Here is a 14,443-nt window from a genome sequence, read left to right on the forward strand (position 1 = left end):
GTCGGAAGAATCGTGGAGAACCTGATCGCGCTGCTCATCGCGGCGCCCCTGCTCGGAGCGGCCGTCCTCCTGGTCGGCGGCCGGCGACTCGACCGCGTCGGCCACTGGCTCGGCACCGTCATGTCGACCGCCTCCTTCGTGTTCGGCCTGATCCTCTTCGCCGACCTGCTCGGCAAGGAGGCCGAACAGCGCACGCTGACCCAGCACCTGTGGACGTGGATCTCGGTCGGCAGCTTCCAGGCGGACGTCACCTTCCGCCTCGACCAGCTGTCGATGACCTTCGTCCTGCTGATCACCGGCGTCGGCTCGCTGATCCACCTGTACTCGGTCGGGTACATGGAGCACGACGAGCGCCGCCGCCGCTTCTTCGGCTACCTCAACCTGTTCCTCGCGGCGATGCTGCTGCTCGTCCTCGCGGACAACTACCTGCTGCTGTACGTCGGCTGGGAGGGCGTCGGTCTCGCCTCGTACCTGCTGATCGGCTTCTGGCAGCACAAGCCCAGCGCGGCCACGGCAGCCAAGAAGGCCTTCCTGGTCAACCGTGTCGGCGACATGGGTCTGTCGATCGCGATCATGCTGATGTTCACGACGTTCGGCAGCTTCGCCTTCGGCCCGGTCCTCAGCCACACCGGCGACACCTCCGAGGGCAGGCTCACCGCCATCGGCCTGATGCTGCTGCTCGCCGCCTGCGGCAAGTCGGCCCAGGTGCCGCTGCAGTCCTGGCTCGGGGACGCCATGGAGGGCCCGACCCCGGTCTCGGCCCTCATCCACGCCGCGACGATGGTGACGGCGGGCGTGTACCTGATCGTCCGCTCCGGAGCCATCTTCAACGCCGCCCCCGACGCCCAGCTGACCGTCACCGTGGTCGGCGCGGTCACGCTCCTCTTCGGCGCGATCGTCGGTTGCGCCAAGGACGACATCAAGAAGGCGCTGGCCGGCTCGACCATGTCGCAGATCGGCTACATGGTGCTGGCCGCGGGCCTCGGCCCCATCGGCTACGTCTTCGCGATCATGCACCTGGTGACGCACGGCTTCTTCAAGGCCGGGCTCTTCCTCGGCGCCGGCTCGGTCATGCACGGTATGAACGACGAGGTCGACATGCGCCGGTACGGCGGCCTGCGCAAGTACATGCCGATCACCTTCATCACCTTCGGCCTCGGCTACCTGGCCATCATCGGCTTCCCGTTCCTGTCCGGGTTCTACTCCAAGGACGCGATCATCGAGGCCGCCTTCGCCAAGGGCGGCACGCAGGGTTGGATCCTCGGCGGCGTGGCCCTGCTGGGCGCCGCCATCACCGCCTTCTACATGACGCGCGTGATGCTGATGACGTTCTTCGGCGAGGAACGCTGGCGGAACCAACCCACCCGCTCCCCGGAGGCCCCGAGCGCCGAGCCCGCGGCCGAGCACCACGGCGAGCACGCCGAGCCGCACCCGCACGAGTCGCCCAAGGTCATGACGATCCCCATGGTCGTGCTGGCCGTCGGATCGGTCTTCGCCGGCTTCTTCTTCCACCTCGGCGACCGCTTCGTGAACTGGCTGGAGCCCGTCACCGGCCACAGCGAGGGCGACTCGCCGCTCAGCGCGACCACGGTCACCGGCGCGACCATCGTCTGCCTGGTCGTCGGCGTCGGCATCGCCTACGCCCAGTACGGCCGCAAGCCCGTCCCGGTCGTCGCCCCACGCGGTTCGCTGCTCACCCGCGCGGCCCGCCGCGACCTGCTCCAGGACGACTTCAACCACGTCGTCCTGGTGCGCGGCGGGGAGCACCTCACGCGCTCCCTTGTGTACGTCGACCACACCCTGGTCGACGGCGTCGTCAACGGCACGGCGGCCGGCTTCGGCGGCCTGTCCGGACGGCTGCGCCGGCTCCAGAACGGCTTCGCCCGCTCCTACGCGGTCTCGATGTTCGGCGGTGCGGCACTCCTGGTCGCCGCGACCCTGCTGATGAGGGCGGTCTGATACCGATGTCCTTTCCTCTGCTGACAGCGACGGCGGCGCTCCCGGCGCTCGGGGCCGTCGCCACGGCCGCCGTACCGGCCGCACAACGTACCGCCGCCAAATGGCTGGCGCTGGTCGTCTCGCTCGCGACGCTCGCCCTGGCGGCCGTCGTCCTGGTCCGCTTCGACCCCGACGGCGCCCGCTACCAGCTCACCGAGTCCCACCCCTGGATCGCGGACTTCGGGGTGCGCTACGAAGTGGGCGTGGACGGCATCGCGGTGGCGTTGATCGCGCTGACCGCCCTGCTCATCCCGTTCATCGTCCTGGCCGGCTGGCACGACGCCGACCCGCTGGAGACCGGCAGCCGCCGCTGGCGCCCCACCCAGGGCTTCTTCGCGCTGATCCTCGCCGTCGAGGCGATGGTGATCATCTCCTTCGAGGCCACCGACGTCTTCGTCTTCTACATCTTCTTCGAAGCCATGCTCATCCCGATGTACTTCCTCATCGGCGGCTTCGGGGACCGTGCCCACGAGCACGGCGAGGAGACGGCCGCCACCCAGCGGTCGTACGCGGCGGTCAAGTTCCTGCTCTACAACCTGGTCGGCGGCCTGATCATGCTGGCCGCGGTGATCGGCCTGTACGTGGTCGCCGGGAACTTCTCCCTCCAGGAGATCGCCGAGGCACGCGCCAACGGTTCGCTGCACATGGCGACGAACACCGAACGCTGGCTGTTCCTCGGCTTCTTCTTCGCCTTCGCGGTCAAGGCGCCGCTGTGGCCGCTGCACACCTGGCTGCCCAACGCCATGCAGGAGTCCACCGCCCCGGTCGCCGTCCTCATCACGGCGGTCGTCGACAAGGTGGGCACCTTCGCGATGCTCCGCTTCTGCCTTCAGCTCTTCCCGGAGGCCAGCAAGTGGGCGACGCCCGTGATCCTCGTCCTCGCGCTCATCAGCATCGTCTACGGCGCCCTGCTCGCCGTCGGCCAGCGGGACATCAAGCGGCTGGTGGCGTACGCGTCGATCTCGCACTTCGGCTTCATCGTCCTCGGCATCTTCGCGATGACCAGTCAGGGCCAGTCCGGCGCCACGCTCTACATGGTCAACCACGGCATCTCCACGGCCGCGCTGATGCTGGTCGCCGGCTTCCTGATCTCCCGGCGCGGCTCGCGGCTCATCGCCGACTACGGCGGCGTCCAGAAGGTCGCCCCGGTGCTCGCCGGCACCTTCCTGATCGGTGGTCTCGCCACCCTCTCCCTGCCGGGGCTCGCGCCGTTCGTGAGTGAGTTCCTCGTGCTGGTCGGCACGTTCACGCGCTACCCGGCCGTGGGCATCATCGCCACCTTCGGCATCGTGCTTGCCGCGCTCTACACCCTCGTCCTCTACCAGCGGACGATGACCGGCCCGGTGAAGCCCGAGGTCTCGGCGATGCCCGACCTCCGCGCGCGTGAGCTCGTGGTCGTCGCCCCGTTGATCGTTCTGCTGATCTTCCTGGGCGTCTACCCGAAGCCCGTCACGGACATCGTCAATCCGGCGGTCAAACAGACCATGTCCGACGTCCAGAAGAAGGACCCCAAGCCCGAGGTGGAGGCGGCCAAGTGAGCGCAGCAGCCGTCCACAGCCTGTGGACAACCGCGGCCGACCCGATCTCGAAGATCGACGCGCCGAAGATCGAATACGGACAGCTGTCGCCGACCCTGATCGTCGTCGGCGCCGCGCTGGTCGGCGTGCTCGTCGAGGCGTTCGTCCCGCGCAAGTCCCGGTACTACGCGCAGGTGTTCGTGTCCGCCGTGGCCCTGTGCGCCGCGTTCGCCGCGGTCGTGGCACTCGCGGCCGACGGATACGGCACCACCAAGGCGCACATCGCCGCCATGGGCGCGATCGCGGTCGACGGACCGTCCCTGTTCCTCCAGGGCACGATCCTGCTGGCCGGCCTGGTCGGCCTGTTCACGTTCGCCGAACGCCGCCTCGACCCGGCCGCCCACGGCAACCGGGTCGACTCCTTCGCCGCACAGGCCGCGTCCGTGCCCGGCAGCGACAGCGAGAAGGCCGCCGTCAAGGCCGGGTTCACCACCACCGAGGTCTTCCCGCTGCTGCTCTTCGCGATCGCGGGCATGCTGGTGTTCCCCTCGGCCAACGACCTGCTGACGCTGTTCGTGGCCCTGGAGGTCTTCTCCCTGCCGCTGTACCTGCTGTGCGCGGTCGCCCGCCGCAAGCGGCTCATGTCGCAGGAGGCCGCGGTCAAGTACTTCCTGCTCGGCGCGTTCGCCTCCGCGTTCACGCTGTTCGGCATCGCCATGCTGTACGGCTACGCGGGCTCCGTGTCGTACGCGCGCATCGCGCAGGTCGTCGACGGCACCGTCACCAACGTCGACCCGGCACTCGCCGGCACCATGGGCAACGACGTACTGCTGCTCATCGGCACCGCCCTGGTCGTGATGGGCCTGCTCTTCAAGGTCGGCGCGGTGCCGTTCCACATGTGGACGCCCGACGTCTACCAGGGCGCGCCCACCCCGGTCACCGGCTTCATGGCGGCGGCCACCAAGGTCGCCGCGTTCGGCGCGCTGCTCCGCCTGCTGTACGTCGTCCTGCCCGGGATGCGCTGGGACTGGCGGCCGGTCATGTGGGCGGTGGCGGTCATCACCATGCTGGGCGGTGCGATCGTCGCCATCACGCAGACCGACATCAAGCGACTGCTGGCGTACTCGTCCATCGCGCACGCCGGATTCATCCTCGCGGGTGTCATCGCCACCTCGAAGGACGGCGTCTCCTCCGTCCTCTTCTACCTGGCCGCGTACTCCTTCGTGACGATCGGCGCGTTCGCCGTGGTCACGCTGGTGCGCGACGCGGGCGGAGAGGCGACCCACCTGTCGAAGTGGGCGGGACTCGGGCGCCGGTCGCCGCTGGTGGCGGCCGTGTTCGCGGTGTTCCTGCTGGCCTTCGCCGGTATCCCGCTGACCTCCGGGTTCGCCGGGAAGTTCGCCGTGTTCAAGGCGGCGGCGGAGGGCGGTGCGGCCCCGCTGGTCGTCATCGGTGTGATCTCCTCGGCGATCGCCGCGTTCTTCTACATCCGGGTGATCGTGCTGATGTTCTTCAGCGAGCCGAGGCCGGAGGGCCCGACCGTGGCCGTCCCCTCACCGCTGACCATGGCGGCGATCGGCGTGGGCGTGGCGGTGACGCTGGTGCTCGGCGTGGCGCCGCAGTACTTCCTGAACCTGGCGAGCCAGGCGGGAGTCTTCGTGCGCTGACGCGCACGGCAGGTCGTACGGCCCCGGTTCCCGCTCGGGAGGGGAACCGGGGCCGTCGCACGTAGGCCGGGCTCCGCCGGGCGCCCGTCCCCCGGTGCGATACGACAAGCACACCAGGCCTGTGGGCAACCGTCCGGCACTGTCGGCGCAGGCGCCTATGGTGGACGCAGTGGTCGACGGACGACACACGCGGGGGACCGGCGGGGGACAGGACGATGGGCGCGACGGGCGGAATCAGCGAGATGCCAATGGTGACCGAAGGGCCGGGCGCGGCCGACAGCGAGGCGCTGGCCACACTGCACCGCGTCTTCGGATACGAGGCCTTCCGGGGCGAGCAGCAGGGGATCATCGAGCACGTGGTGGCGGGCGGTGACGCCGTCGTCCTCATGCCCACCGGTGGCGGAAAGTCCCTCTGCTACCAGATCCCGGCCCTGGTCCGGCCCGGCACCGGCGTGGTGGTCTCACCGCTGATCGCCCTGATGCAGGACCAGGTCGACGCCCTGCGCGCCCTCGGCGTGCGGGCCGGCTTCGTGAACTCCACCCAGGACTTCGACGAGCGGCGCATGGTCGAGGCCGAGTTCCTGGCCGGCGAGCTGGACCTGCTGTACCTGGCGCCGGAGCGGCTGCGCCTGGACACCACGCTCGACCTGCTGTCCCGCGGCAAGATCTCGGTCTTCGCGATCGACGAGGCGCACTGCGTCTCCCAGTGGGGCCACGACTTCCGCCCCGACTACCTCACCCTGTCCCTCCTCGGCGAGCGCTGGCCGGACGTCCCGCGGATCGCGCTGACCGCCACGGCCACGCACGCCACCCACGAGGAGATCACCCAGCGGCTGAACCTGCCGGCGGCCCGCCACTTCGTCGCCAGCTTCGACCGGCCCAACATCCAGTACCGGATCGTGCCCAAGGCCGACCCGAAGAAGCAGCTGCTCGCCTTCCTCCGCGAGGAGCACGCGGGCGACGCCGGCATCGTCTACTGCCTCTCACGCAATTCGGTGGAGCGAACGGCCGAGTTCCTGACCGCCAACGGCATCGACGCGGTGCCGTACCACGCGGGCCTGGACGCGGCCATGCGCGCCGAGCACCAGTCCCGGTTTCTGCGCGAGGACGGCCTGGTCGTCGTCGCGACCATCGCCTTCGGCATGGGCATCGACAAGCCGGACGTCCGCTTCGTCGCCCATCTTGACCTGCCCAAGTCCATCGAGGGCTACTACCAGGAGACCGGCCGCGCGGGCCGCGACGGTCTGCCGTCCACGGCCTGGATGGCGTACGGCCTGAACGACGTCATACAGCAGCGCAAGCTGATCCAGTCCGGTGAGGGCGACGAGGCGTTCCGCCGCCGGGCCGCCTCCCACCTCGACGCCATGCTCGCGCTGTGCGAGACGGCCCGGTGCCGCCGCGGCCAGCTGCTCGCCTACTTCGGCCAGGACCCGGACGGGTCGGCCTGCGGCAACTGCGACACCTGCCTGACCCCGCCCCAGACCTGGGACGGCACGATCGCCGCGCAGAAGGTGCTGTCGACGGTGGTACGGCTGCAGCGCGAGCGCGGGCAGAAGTTCGGCGCGATGCAGATCGTCGACATCCTGCTCGGCAAACGCACGGCCAAGGTGATCCAGTTCGACCACGACCAGCTGTCCGTCTTCGGCATCGGGCAGGACCACGCAGAGGGGGAGTGGCGGGGAGTCGTCCGCCAGCTGCTCGCCCAGGGCCTGCTCGCGGTCGAGGGGGAGTACGGCACGCTGGTGCTCACCGAGAGCAGCGGCTCGGTGCTGCGGCGGGAGCGGGAGGTGCCGCTGCGCAAGGAGCCCGAGAAGCCGGCCGGATCGCGGTCCCGGTCGGGCGGCGGTTCCGGCGGCGACCGCAAGGCCAAGGCCGTCGCCGAGCTGCCCGAGGAGCTCCTCCCCGCCTTCGAGGCCCTGCGCGCCTGGCGTGCCGAGCAGGCGCGGGAGCAGGGCGTCCCGGCGTACGTCATCTTCCACGACGCCACCCTGCGCGAGATCGTCTCCCGCAGGCCCTCCTCGGTGCGTGAGCTGGGCACGGTGAACGGCGTCGGCGAGAAGAAGCTCGTCACCTACGGGGAGGGCGTCCTCGAGGTGCTGGCCTCCCTGAACGGTGAGGCCCCGGCCCCAGCCACGGCCCCGGCTCCCTCGGGCGCCGGGGACCCGGAGGACCACTGGCCCGACGAGCCCGAGCCCGACGACTGGATATAGCCCGCCCGTGCGGGGCGCGGCGCGGGTCGCCGCACCCCGCGGGCGAGGTCACAGCCCCCGTGCCGCGTAGGCCCTGACGTCCGCGTCCGAGTCCGCCGTGGCCGTGGCGAGGGCCGCCCGGGCCTGCTCGGTGGACCGATGCCGGGCCAGCGCCAGCACCGCTGCCTTGCGGACATCGGCGTTCGGATCGGCGAGCGCTTTCGCGAGGGCGGGGACCGCGGTGTCGGCGGGCGCGGCCGACAGCGCGGTCGCGGCCCCGGACCGCACCTGCCAGGCCGGGTCGGAGAGGGCGGACACGGCACGGGCGGCGAGCGGCGCAGGGCAGCCGGTGGTGGCCAGCGAGCCGAGTGCGGCGCCGCGTACCAGCGGATCGGCGTCCTCGGTGAGCCGGTCCAGGGTGCCGGTGAGCAGCCCCCGGCCGGACGCGGTGAGGGACTCGGGGCCGACGGCGGCCAGGGCCTTGGCCACGGTGACCCGGACCTCCCGGGAGGGATCGTCCGCGGCGCCCGCCAGCGGCGCGACCGCGTCCACGGAGACGAGTGCCCGCACCGCCTCGGTGCGGACCGTGATGTCGGGATCGTCGAGCGCGGCCGCGAACACCCCGGCGTCACCGAGCCGCAGAGCGCGCAGTACATCGAGGGCGGCGGCACGGACCACGGGGTCGGCCTGGGCGAGCGCGGCGGTGAGGGCGGTGCCCAGGGCGGGCTCGGGCGGCAGGGCCTCGACGAGCTCGCGCAGTGAGGCGGCGGCAGCGGCGCGGACGCCGCCGTCAGAGTCCAGCAGGGCACCGGCGAGGGCCTGACCGGTACCGGGCGGCACGGTCTCGGTCAGCACCGAGACCGCCGTACGGCGGACGTTGGCCTCTGTGTCCGCCAAGTAGGAATGCAGTTCCGACAGTTCGGGCTGGGTCTCCGCGAGCTCCAGCAGTTCCAGGAGCCGCGGGGAGGCGGCGGTGTCCCGGGCGCTGGCGCGGTCGGCGGGATCGGCGGCACGAGCGGAGGCCGGTCCCGTGGCGACCGGTGCCACCTCACGTGGGCCGGCCGTGGCCACGTGCTCCGGAAGGACCTCGCCCACATGCCGGGAGGAGCCGCCGACAGGCGTGAACCCCGCCACCGGCACCAGATAGGGAGCCACGGGACGGGCCGTGAACTCCATCGCACCCGAGGGGGACTTGTGCAGATCGAGATGGTGGAACCAGGAGGCGTCGTCCCGCTCGGGATGGTCGAGACGTTCGTGGTAGAGGCCCCAGCGCGACTCGGTACGGGCCAGCGAGGCGCGGGCGGCCATCTCCGCGCAGTCGCGTATGAAGGAGACCTCCACGCAGCGCATCAGCTCGTGCGGGGTGCGGGCGCCCATCGCGGCGATGTCGGCGCGCATCCGCTCGAAGGACTCCAGGGCGAGGGACAGCCGCGCGCCCGACTTGGGCGGCGAGACGTAGTCGTTCACGAAGCGGCGCAGCTTGTACTCGACCTGGGTCTGCGGCGGGCCGTCCGGATGGCGCAACGGACGGTAGATCAACTCGTGCGCCTCGCGGACCTGGTCCGCGGGGATCTCACCGTCGTAGGCCGTGTACTGGGCGGCGTCCGCGCCCGCGAGGTCACCGAAGACGAAGGCGCCGATCATGTAGTTGTGCGGGACGCAGGCGAGGTCGCCGGCGGCGTACAGACGGGGGACGGTCGTGCGGGCGTGATCGTCGACGCGGACCCCGGAGGCGGAGTGCCCGCCGCACAGCCCGATCTCCGAGATGTGCATCTCGACGTCGTGGGTGCGGTAGTCGTGCCCGCGGCCCGCATGGAAGGTGCCGCGGGTCGGCCGCTCGGTGGAGTGCAGGATCGACTCCAGCGCGGAGATCGACTCCTCGGGGAGGTGGCTGAGCTTCAGGTAGACCGGGCCCCGGTCGCCCGCGACCTCCGCGGCGAACTCCGCCATCATCTGCCCGGACCAGTAGTCGGAGTCGACGAACCGCTCGCCGTGCCGGTTGACCTGGTAACCGCCGAACGGGTTGGCGACGTAGGCGCAGGCCGGGCCGTTGTAGTCCTTGATCAACGGGTTGATCTGGAAGCACTCGATGCCGGTCAGCTCGGCGCCGGCGTGGTAGGCCATGGCGTAACCGTCACCGGCGTTGGTCGGATTCTCGTAGGTGCCGTAGAGGTAGCCGGAGGCGGGCAGCCCGAGCCTGCCGCAGGCGCCGGTCGCGAGGATCACCGCGCCCGCGCGGACGGTGACGAAGGCACCGGTGCGGGTGTTGAAGCCGACGGCGCCCACGGCCCGCCCCTCGGCGGTGAGCACCCGGACCGGCATCACCCGGTTCTCGATCCGGATGCGCTCCCGCATCTCGCGCCGCCGCAACTGCCGGTACAGGACCTTTTTGACGTCCTTGCCCTCTGGCATCGGCAGTACGTACGAGCCGGAGCGGTGGACCTGGCGGACCGCGTACTCGCCGTGCTCGTCCTTCTCGAACTTGACCCCGTACGACTCCAGCCGCTGCACCATGGCAAAACCGCGGATTGCGGTCTGCCGGACGGTGGACTGGTCGACGATGCCGTCGTTGGCGCGGGTGATCTCCGCGACGTAGTCGTCGGGCTCGGCGCGGCCGGGGATGACCGCGTTGTTGACGCCGTCCATGCCCATGGCGAGCGCACCGGAGTGCCGGACATGGGCCTTCTCCAGCAGCAGGACGTCCGCGCCGCGCTCGGCGGCGGTCAGCGCGGCCATGGTGCCGGCGGTGCCGCCGCCGATGACGAGGACGTCGCAGGTCAGCTCCTCGGCGTCGGCGACGGCGGGAATCTCCGGGAGGGTGGGCGCGGGGGTGGTCACCGGGGTGCCTTTCACGATCCGAGCGAGGTGAGGATGTCGCGGCGCAGCGCCACGCGGGCCGGGGCGTCGAACGCCGCACGGTCACGCGGGCGCGGCACGTCCCGTACGGCGGCCACCCGGCCCGAGCCGAGCAGCGCCACACGGTCGCCGAGGAAGAGGGCCTCGTCCACGTCGTGCGTGACGAAGACGACGGTCGCGCCGGTGCCCCGCAACACCTCGACCAGCAGGTCCTGCATGCCGGAACGGGTCTGGGCGTCCAGGGCGCCGAAGGGCTCGTCCATGAGGACCGCACGCGGGCTGTCGGCCAGGGCGCGGGCCAACTGGGCGCGCTGGCGCTGCCCGCCCGACACACGGTGCGGCAACTGTCCGGCCTGCGCGCTGAGGCCGACCCGCTCCAGCCAGGCCTCGGCCCGGGAACGGCGCTCGGAGCGCGGTACGCCCCTGATGGCGAGCGGGAGTTCGACGTTCCCGCGCAGCGTGCGCCAGGGCAGCAGCGCGTCCTCCTGGAACACCAGCGCGCGGTCGGCCGACGGTCCCGTCAACAGGCTGCCGTCCGCCTCGGCACTGCCGCCCAGCGGGGCGAGCAGCCCGGCGAGTGTGCGCAGCAGCGTGGACTTGCCGCAGCCTGAGGGGCCGACGACGGTGAGGATCTCGCCGGGGGAGACCTCCAGGTCCACGTCGGCGAGGACCGCAGCGTCCGGACGGCCGAGGACGGCGCCGCGGAAGGCGAGCCGAGTGCCGCGTACACCCTCCGGTGCCGGTGGAGCGGTGACGGTCTCAGACGAGGTGCTCATCGCGGGCCTCCTCGGTGTCGTCCTTGCCCTGCTGCTCGGACTGGGGCTGGTGCTCGGCGTCGTCATCGGCGCGAGCGGGGGCCGGGAGCGGGCGGACCGCGCGAGTGCGGCCGCCGGGGACGTACGAGGTGCGGGGCAGCCAGCGGGTCAGTCGCCGGCCGAGGAGTTCCACGGCCGTGGAGGTGAGCCAGCCGAGCACACCGATCGTGACCATGCCGACGAAGACACCCGGGTAGTTCACGATCGTGTAGTCCTGCCAGGTGCGGTAACCGACGCCGTACTGGCCGGAGATCATCTCGGCGGAGATCACGCAGATCCACGACACGCCGATGCCGACCGACAGCCCGCCGAAGATGCCGGGCAGCGCCCCGGGCAGCACGACCGACCCCAGGATCCGCAGCCGGCCGCCGCCCATGGTGCGCACCGCCTCCTCCCACACCGGGGTCAGCGCGCGGACCGCGTGCCGGGTCGAGACCAGCACGGGGAAATAGGCGGCGGTGCAGGTGATGAAGACGATGCCCTGTTCGTTGGAGGGGAACAGGAGGATCGCGACCGGTACGAGGGCGATGGCCGGGATCGGCCGGATCACTTCCAGGACCGGGCCGAGCAGATCCTCGGCGAGGCGCGAGCGGGCGACGAGCACGCCGGTCGCCACGCCCAGGACGGCCGCGAGCGCGAAACCGGTGAGGATGCGGGTGAGGCTGTCGGTCAGGTCGGTCCAGTAGTCGGCGCCGGAGACCCGGTCGGAGAAGGTGTGGGCGACATCGGTGACCGTCGGGAACTGCGAGAAACGCAGCCAGAGGTCGACATCCAGGCTGGTCAGCAGCTGCCACAGGCCCAGAGCGACGGCGAGGGACGCCGTCCGCAGGACGTACCGGGCCAGGGGCCGCCGGGTCATGAGGCCTGCTCCAGGGCCGCACGGTAGGAGACAGTACGGGCGTCGCCGTGGGCGGAGACGTACTCCTGCGCGGTGTCCGGGGCGACGAACGGCAGCAACTGTCCGCCGTCGGCGACCCAGACCGCCTTGTCGGCGAACCACGGCGTGCCGGTGGTGGTGTCGGGGACGTAGGCGGCGCGGACGGCATCGCGGTGCCCGGCCACATAGGCCAGGAGTTCCTTCGGGGTCTTGAAGGCGACCGTCTTCTCCCGGCCCTTCACCCACGCCTCGCTCGCGGTCGGCGGGGGCGAAGCGGCGAGCCGCTTGGCGTACGACGCGCCGAGGGCCTTCTTCACGTACTGGTCGTCCACGAAGGAGTCGACATCGACGTCACCGGTCAGGTCAGCGGCCTTCAGCACGGACACGTCCTGCTTCAGCGCGGAGACCAGCTGCTGCTTGACGGCGGGGTCGAAGGTGGCGATACCGTGCGCGCCGTTGTACAGGTAGACGACCTCGGCAGGCAGACCGGTGGCCTCGGCGACCCTCTCGGCGGCGGCGACAGGCCGGCCGTTGAGGTAGTCCGTCGCCTGCGCCTGCGCCTTGAGGAAGGCCTTCAGGACCGTCGGGTGCCGCTCGGCGAAGTCCTCGCGGGCGGTGACCCCGTGGAAGGTGGGCAGGTTCAGCCGGGCACCGTCGTACAGGGCCCTCGCCTTGCCCTGGTAGGCGAGCAGGCCGGGCCAGGCGACGAACTGGGACAGCGCGTCCACGCTGCCGGCGGAGAGTGCGGAAGCACCTACCGCGGGCTGCTGATTGAGCTTGGAGATCCCCTTGTTCGGGTCGATGCCGGCGCGCTGCAGGGCCCGTACGAGAGTGCCGTCCGCGGCGGAGCCGACGCTCGTGGAGACCTTCTTGCCTTCGAGGTCCTTCAGCGAGGTGAGGTCGGAGTGCGGTGCCGTGACCACGGTGTTAAGGCCGCCGCGCAGGTTGTAGCCGGTGACCGACACCAGGTGGGTGGGGCGGCCGAGCTGTTTGCCGCGGGCCGCGTTGAGCAGCAGCGGGAAGTCACCCATCGAACCGATGTCGATCTTCCCGGCGGTCATCTGGGCGGTGATCGGGGCGCCGGTGGCGTAGTCCTGCCAGTCGACCTTGTAGGTGTGGCCGTCGTGCAGGGAGTTGAGCTGCTTTTCGAAGTACCCGAGGGAACGGAGCAAGGTGCCCGCGGTGACAGTGTTGATCGTCTTGGACTGGTAGCCGACGGTCACGGTGACCGTGGAGCCGCTGCCCGCTTCGGCACTGCCGCCGCAGGCGGACAGGGGCAGGAGGAGAGCGGCGGCGGACAGGGAAACTGCCGTGCGTTTCATGGTGGTCGGGCCTCTCACCGGAGCGGTTCGGAAGGTCAGCGGAGCAGGTAGGGCATGTTGACCGTGACGGCTCCGGTGGGGCAGCGGGCCGCGCACGGGCCGCAGTACCAGCACTCGTCGACGTGCATGTACGCCTTGCCGCTGCTGGTGTCGATGGCCAGAGAGTCCAGCGGGCACATATCCACGCAGAGGGTGCAGCCGTCGATGCACTTCGACTCGTCGATGGTCACGGGCACGTCGGCCCGCTGGGGCGCCAAGGGCATGGCTGTCTCCAGGAAACGTGCAGGCAGGGTCGCGTGCGGGCGGGAATGCGCACACGCGTGGAAGGCGTACGGGTGGGTGGTTACGACCGGTGGAGCAGGCCGCTCATGGTGATGCGGTCGCCGCGGAAGCGGATGAACTCCAGGTCCACGGGGCGGCCGTCGTCGAGGTGTGTGAGGCGTTCCAGCATGAGCACGGAGGCGCCGCGCGGGGCCTCGAGCACGGCCGCGGAGTGGGCGTCCGAGTTCACCGCCTCCAGAGTGATCTCGGCGTGGCCCAGAGACCGGCCGGTGATCGTCTCCAGCAGCCGGAAGACGTCGGTGTTCTCCAGGTCGGCGTCGAGTAGGGCGGCGCCGATGTCGAGCGGGATGTAGGTCAGGTCGAGGGAGAGCGGCAGGCCGTTGAGGCGGCGCAGACGTTCGATGCAGAGGACGTCGGCGCCGGCCGCGACGTGGAGACGCTCGGCGACCGGGGCGGGTGCGGGAGAGGGGCCCATGGTGCGGACCTCGTTGGTGACGCGGCCGTGTTCACGGAGGGTTTCCGCGAGGCCCATCAGACGGTCGAGCCCGTGCGGGTACTTACGGGCGACGACCACGGTTCCGACCCCGGGCAACCGGTCCACCAGACCCTCCGCCCGGAGCAGGTCCAGGGCCTGGCGGACGGTGTTGCGGGTCGCGCGGTAATCGGTGGCGAGGGTCGACTCGTGGGGGAGGGTGCCGTCCTGGTAGACGCCGGTGAGGAGTTGCCGGCGCAGCAGGTCGGCGAGCTGCCGGGCCCGGTCCGCACGCAGCCGGCGACGCGTGCGGTGGGCGGCGACGGTGGTCGCTGCGCCCTGACCGGCATGGTCGCGGGGGCGGTCGGTGGGTGGCATGGCTGGAACCATACCGAGAAGGTAGGGAAAGAGGTGTTGCTGAAGTGTTGCGCCAGGTGAGGGTGTGTGG

General features: G+C 71.0%; 10 protein-coding genes. 4 read left to right on the forward strand and 6 right to left on the reverse strand.

Going from position 1 to position 14,443, the window contains the following annotated elements; translation table 11 throughout:
• Nucleotides 1-12 precede the first annotated feature (12 nt).
• The 4 genes from nuoL (at nucleotide 13) to recQ (ending at nucleotide 7,392) form a co-directional block, all read left to right on the forward strand.
• Nucleotides 13-1,959: an NADH-quinone oxidoreductase subunit L gene (gene nuoL / locus BLW57_RS22495; protein WP_093476884.1), complete on the forward strand. Its 1,947-nt coding sequence runs from the start codon at nucleotides 13-15 to the stop codon at nucleotides 1,957-1,959.
• A gap of 5 nt (nucleotides 1,960-1,964) precedes the next feature.
• Nucleotides 1,965-3,536, forward strand: a complete 1,572-nt coding sequence (locus BLW57_RS22500) for an NADH-quinone oxidoreductase subunit M (protein ID WP_093476886.1) — start codon at nucleotides 1,965-1,967, stop codon at nucleotides 3,534-3,536.
• Complete coding sequence (gene nuoN, locus BLW57_RS22505) at nucleotides 3,533-5,182, forward strand: NADH-quinone oxidoreductase subunit NuoN (RefSeq protein ID WP_093476889.1); 1,650 nt, start codon at nucleotides 3,533-3,535, stop codon at nucleotides 5,180-5,182. Before BLW57_RS22500 ends, nuoN begins: the two co-directional genes overlap by 4 nt.
• Nucleotides 5,183-5,397: 215 nt before the next feature.
• Complete coding sequence (gene recQ / locus BLW57_RS22510; protein ID WP_093476892.1) at nucleotides 5,398-7,392, forward strand: DNA helicase RecQ; 1,995 nt, start codon at nucleotides 5,398-5,400, stop codon at nucleotides 7,390-7,392.
• Nucleotides 7,393-7,440: 48 nt separating this feature from the next.
• On the opposite strand, the gene BLW57_RS22515 is transcribed toward recQ, so the two are convergent.
• From BLW57_RS22515 to BLW57_RS22540, 6 genes are all read right to left on the reverse strand, one after another.
• Complete coding sequence (locus BLW57_RS22515; RefSeq protein WP_093476893.1) at nucleotides 7,441-10,209, reverse strand: fumarate reductase/succinate dehydrogenase flavoprotein subunit; 2,769 nt, start codon at nucleotides 10,207-10,209, stop codon at nucleotides 7,441-7,443.
• 11 nt (nucleotides 10,210-10,220) lie between these two features.
• Nucleotides 10,221-11,003, reverse strand: a complete 783-nt coding sequence (locus tag BLW57_RS22520; RefSeq protein WP_093476896.1) for an ABC transporter ATP-binding protein — start codon at nucleotides 11,001-11,003, stop codon at nucleotides 10,221-10,223.
• On the reverse strand, nucleotides 10,987-11,901 hold the full coding sequence (locus tag BLW57_RS22525; RefSeq protein WP_256339557.1) for an ABC transporter permease: 915 nt from the start codon (nucleotides 11,899-11,901) through the stop codon (nucleotides 10,987-10,989). The genes BLW57_RS22520 and BLW57_RS22525 overlap by 17 nt, the downstream gene beginning before the upstream one ends.
• Nucleotides 11,898-13,241: an ABC transporter substrate-binding protein gene (locus tag BLW57_RS22530; protein WP_093476898.1), complete on the reverse strand. Its 1,344-nt coding sequence runs from the start codon at nucleotides 13,239-13,241 to the stop codon at nucleotides 11,898-11,900. Before BLW57_RS22530 ends, BLW57_RS22525 begins: the two co-directional genes overlap by 4 nt.
• A 35-nt stretch (nucleotides 13,242-13,276) precedes the next feature.
• Complete coding sequence (locus BLW57_RS22535) at nucleotides 13,277-13,504, reverse strand: 4Fe-4S dicluster domain-containing protein (RefSeq protein WP_018568287.1); 228 nt, start codon at nucleotides 13,502-13,504, stop codon at nucleotides 13,277-13,279.
• Between the two features lie 80 nt (nucleotides 13,505-13,584).
• Entirely contained in the window at nucleotides 13,585-14,373 is a 789-nt protein-coding gene (locus BLW57_RS22540; protein ID WP_093476901.1) for a GntR family transcriptional regulator, read from the reverse strand.
• Nucleotides 14,374-14,443 lie beyond the last annotated feature (70 nt).

The sequence above is a fragment of the Streptomyces sp. 1222.5 genome (assembly GCF_900105245.1).
Lineage (GTDB): Bacteria > Actinomycetota > Actinomycetes > Streptomycetales > Streptomycetaceae > Streptomyces > Streptomyces albidocamelliae.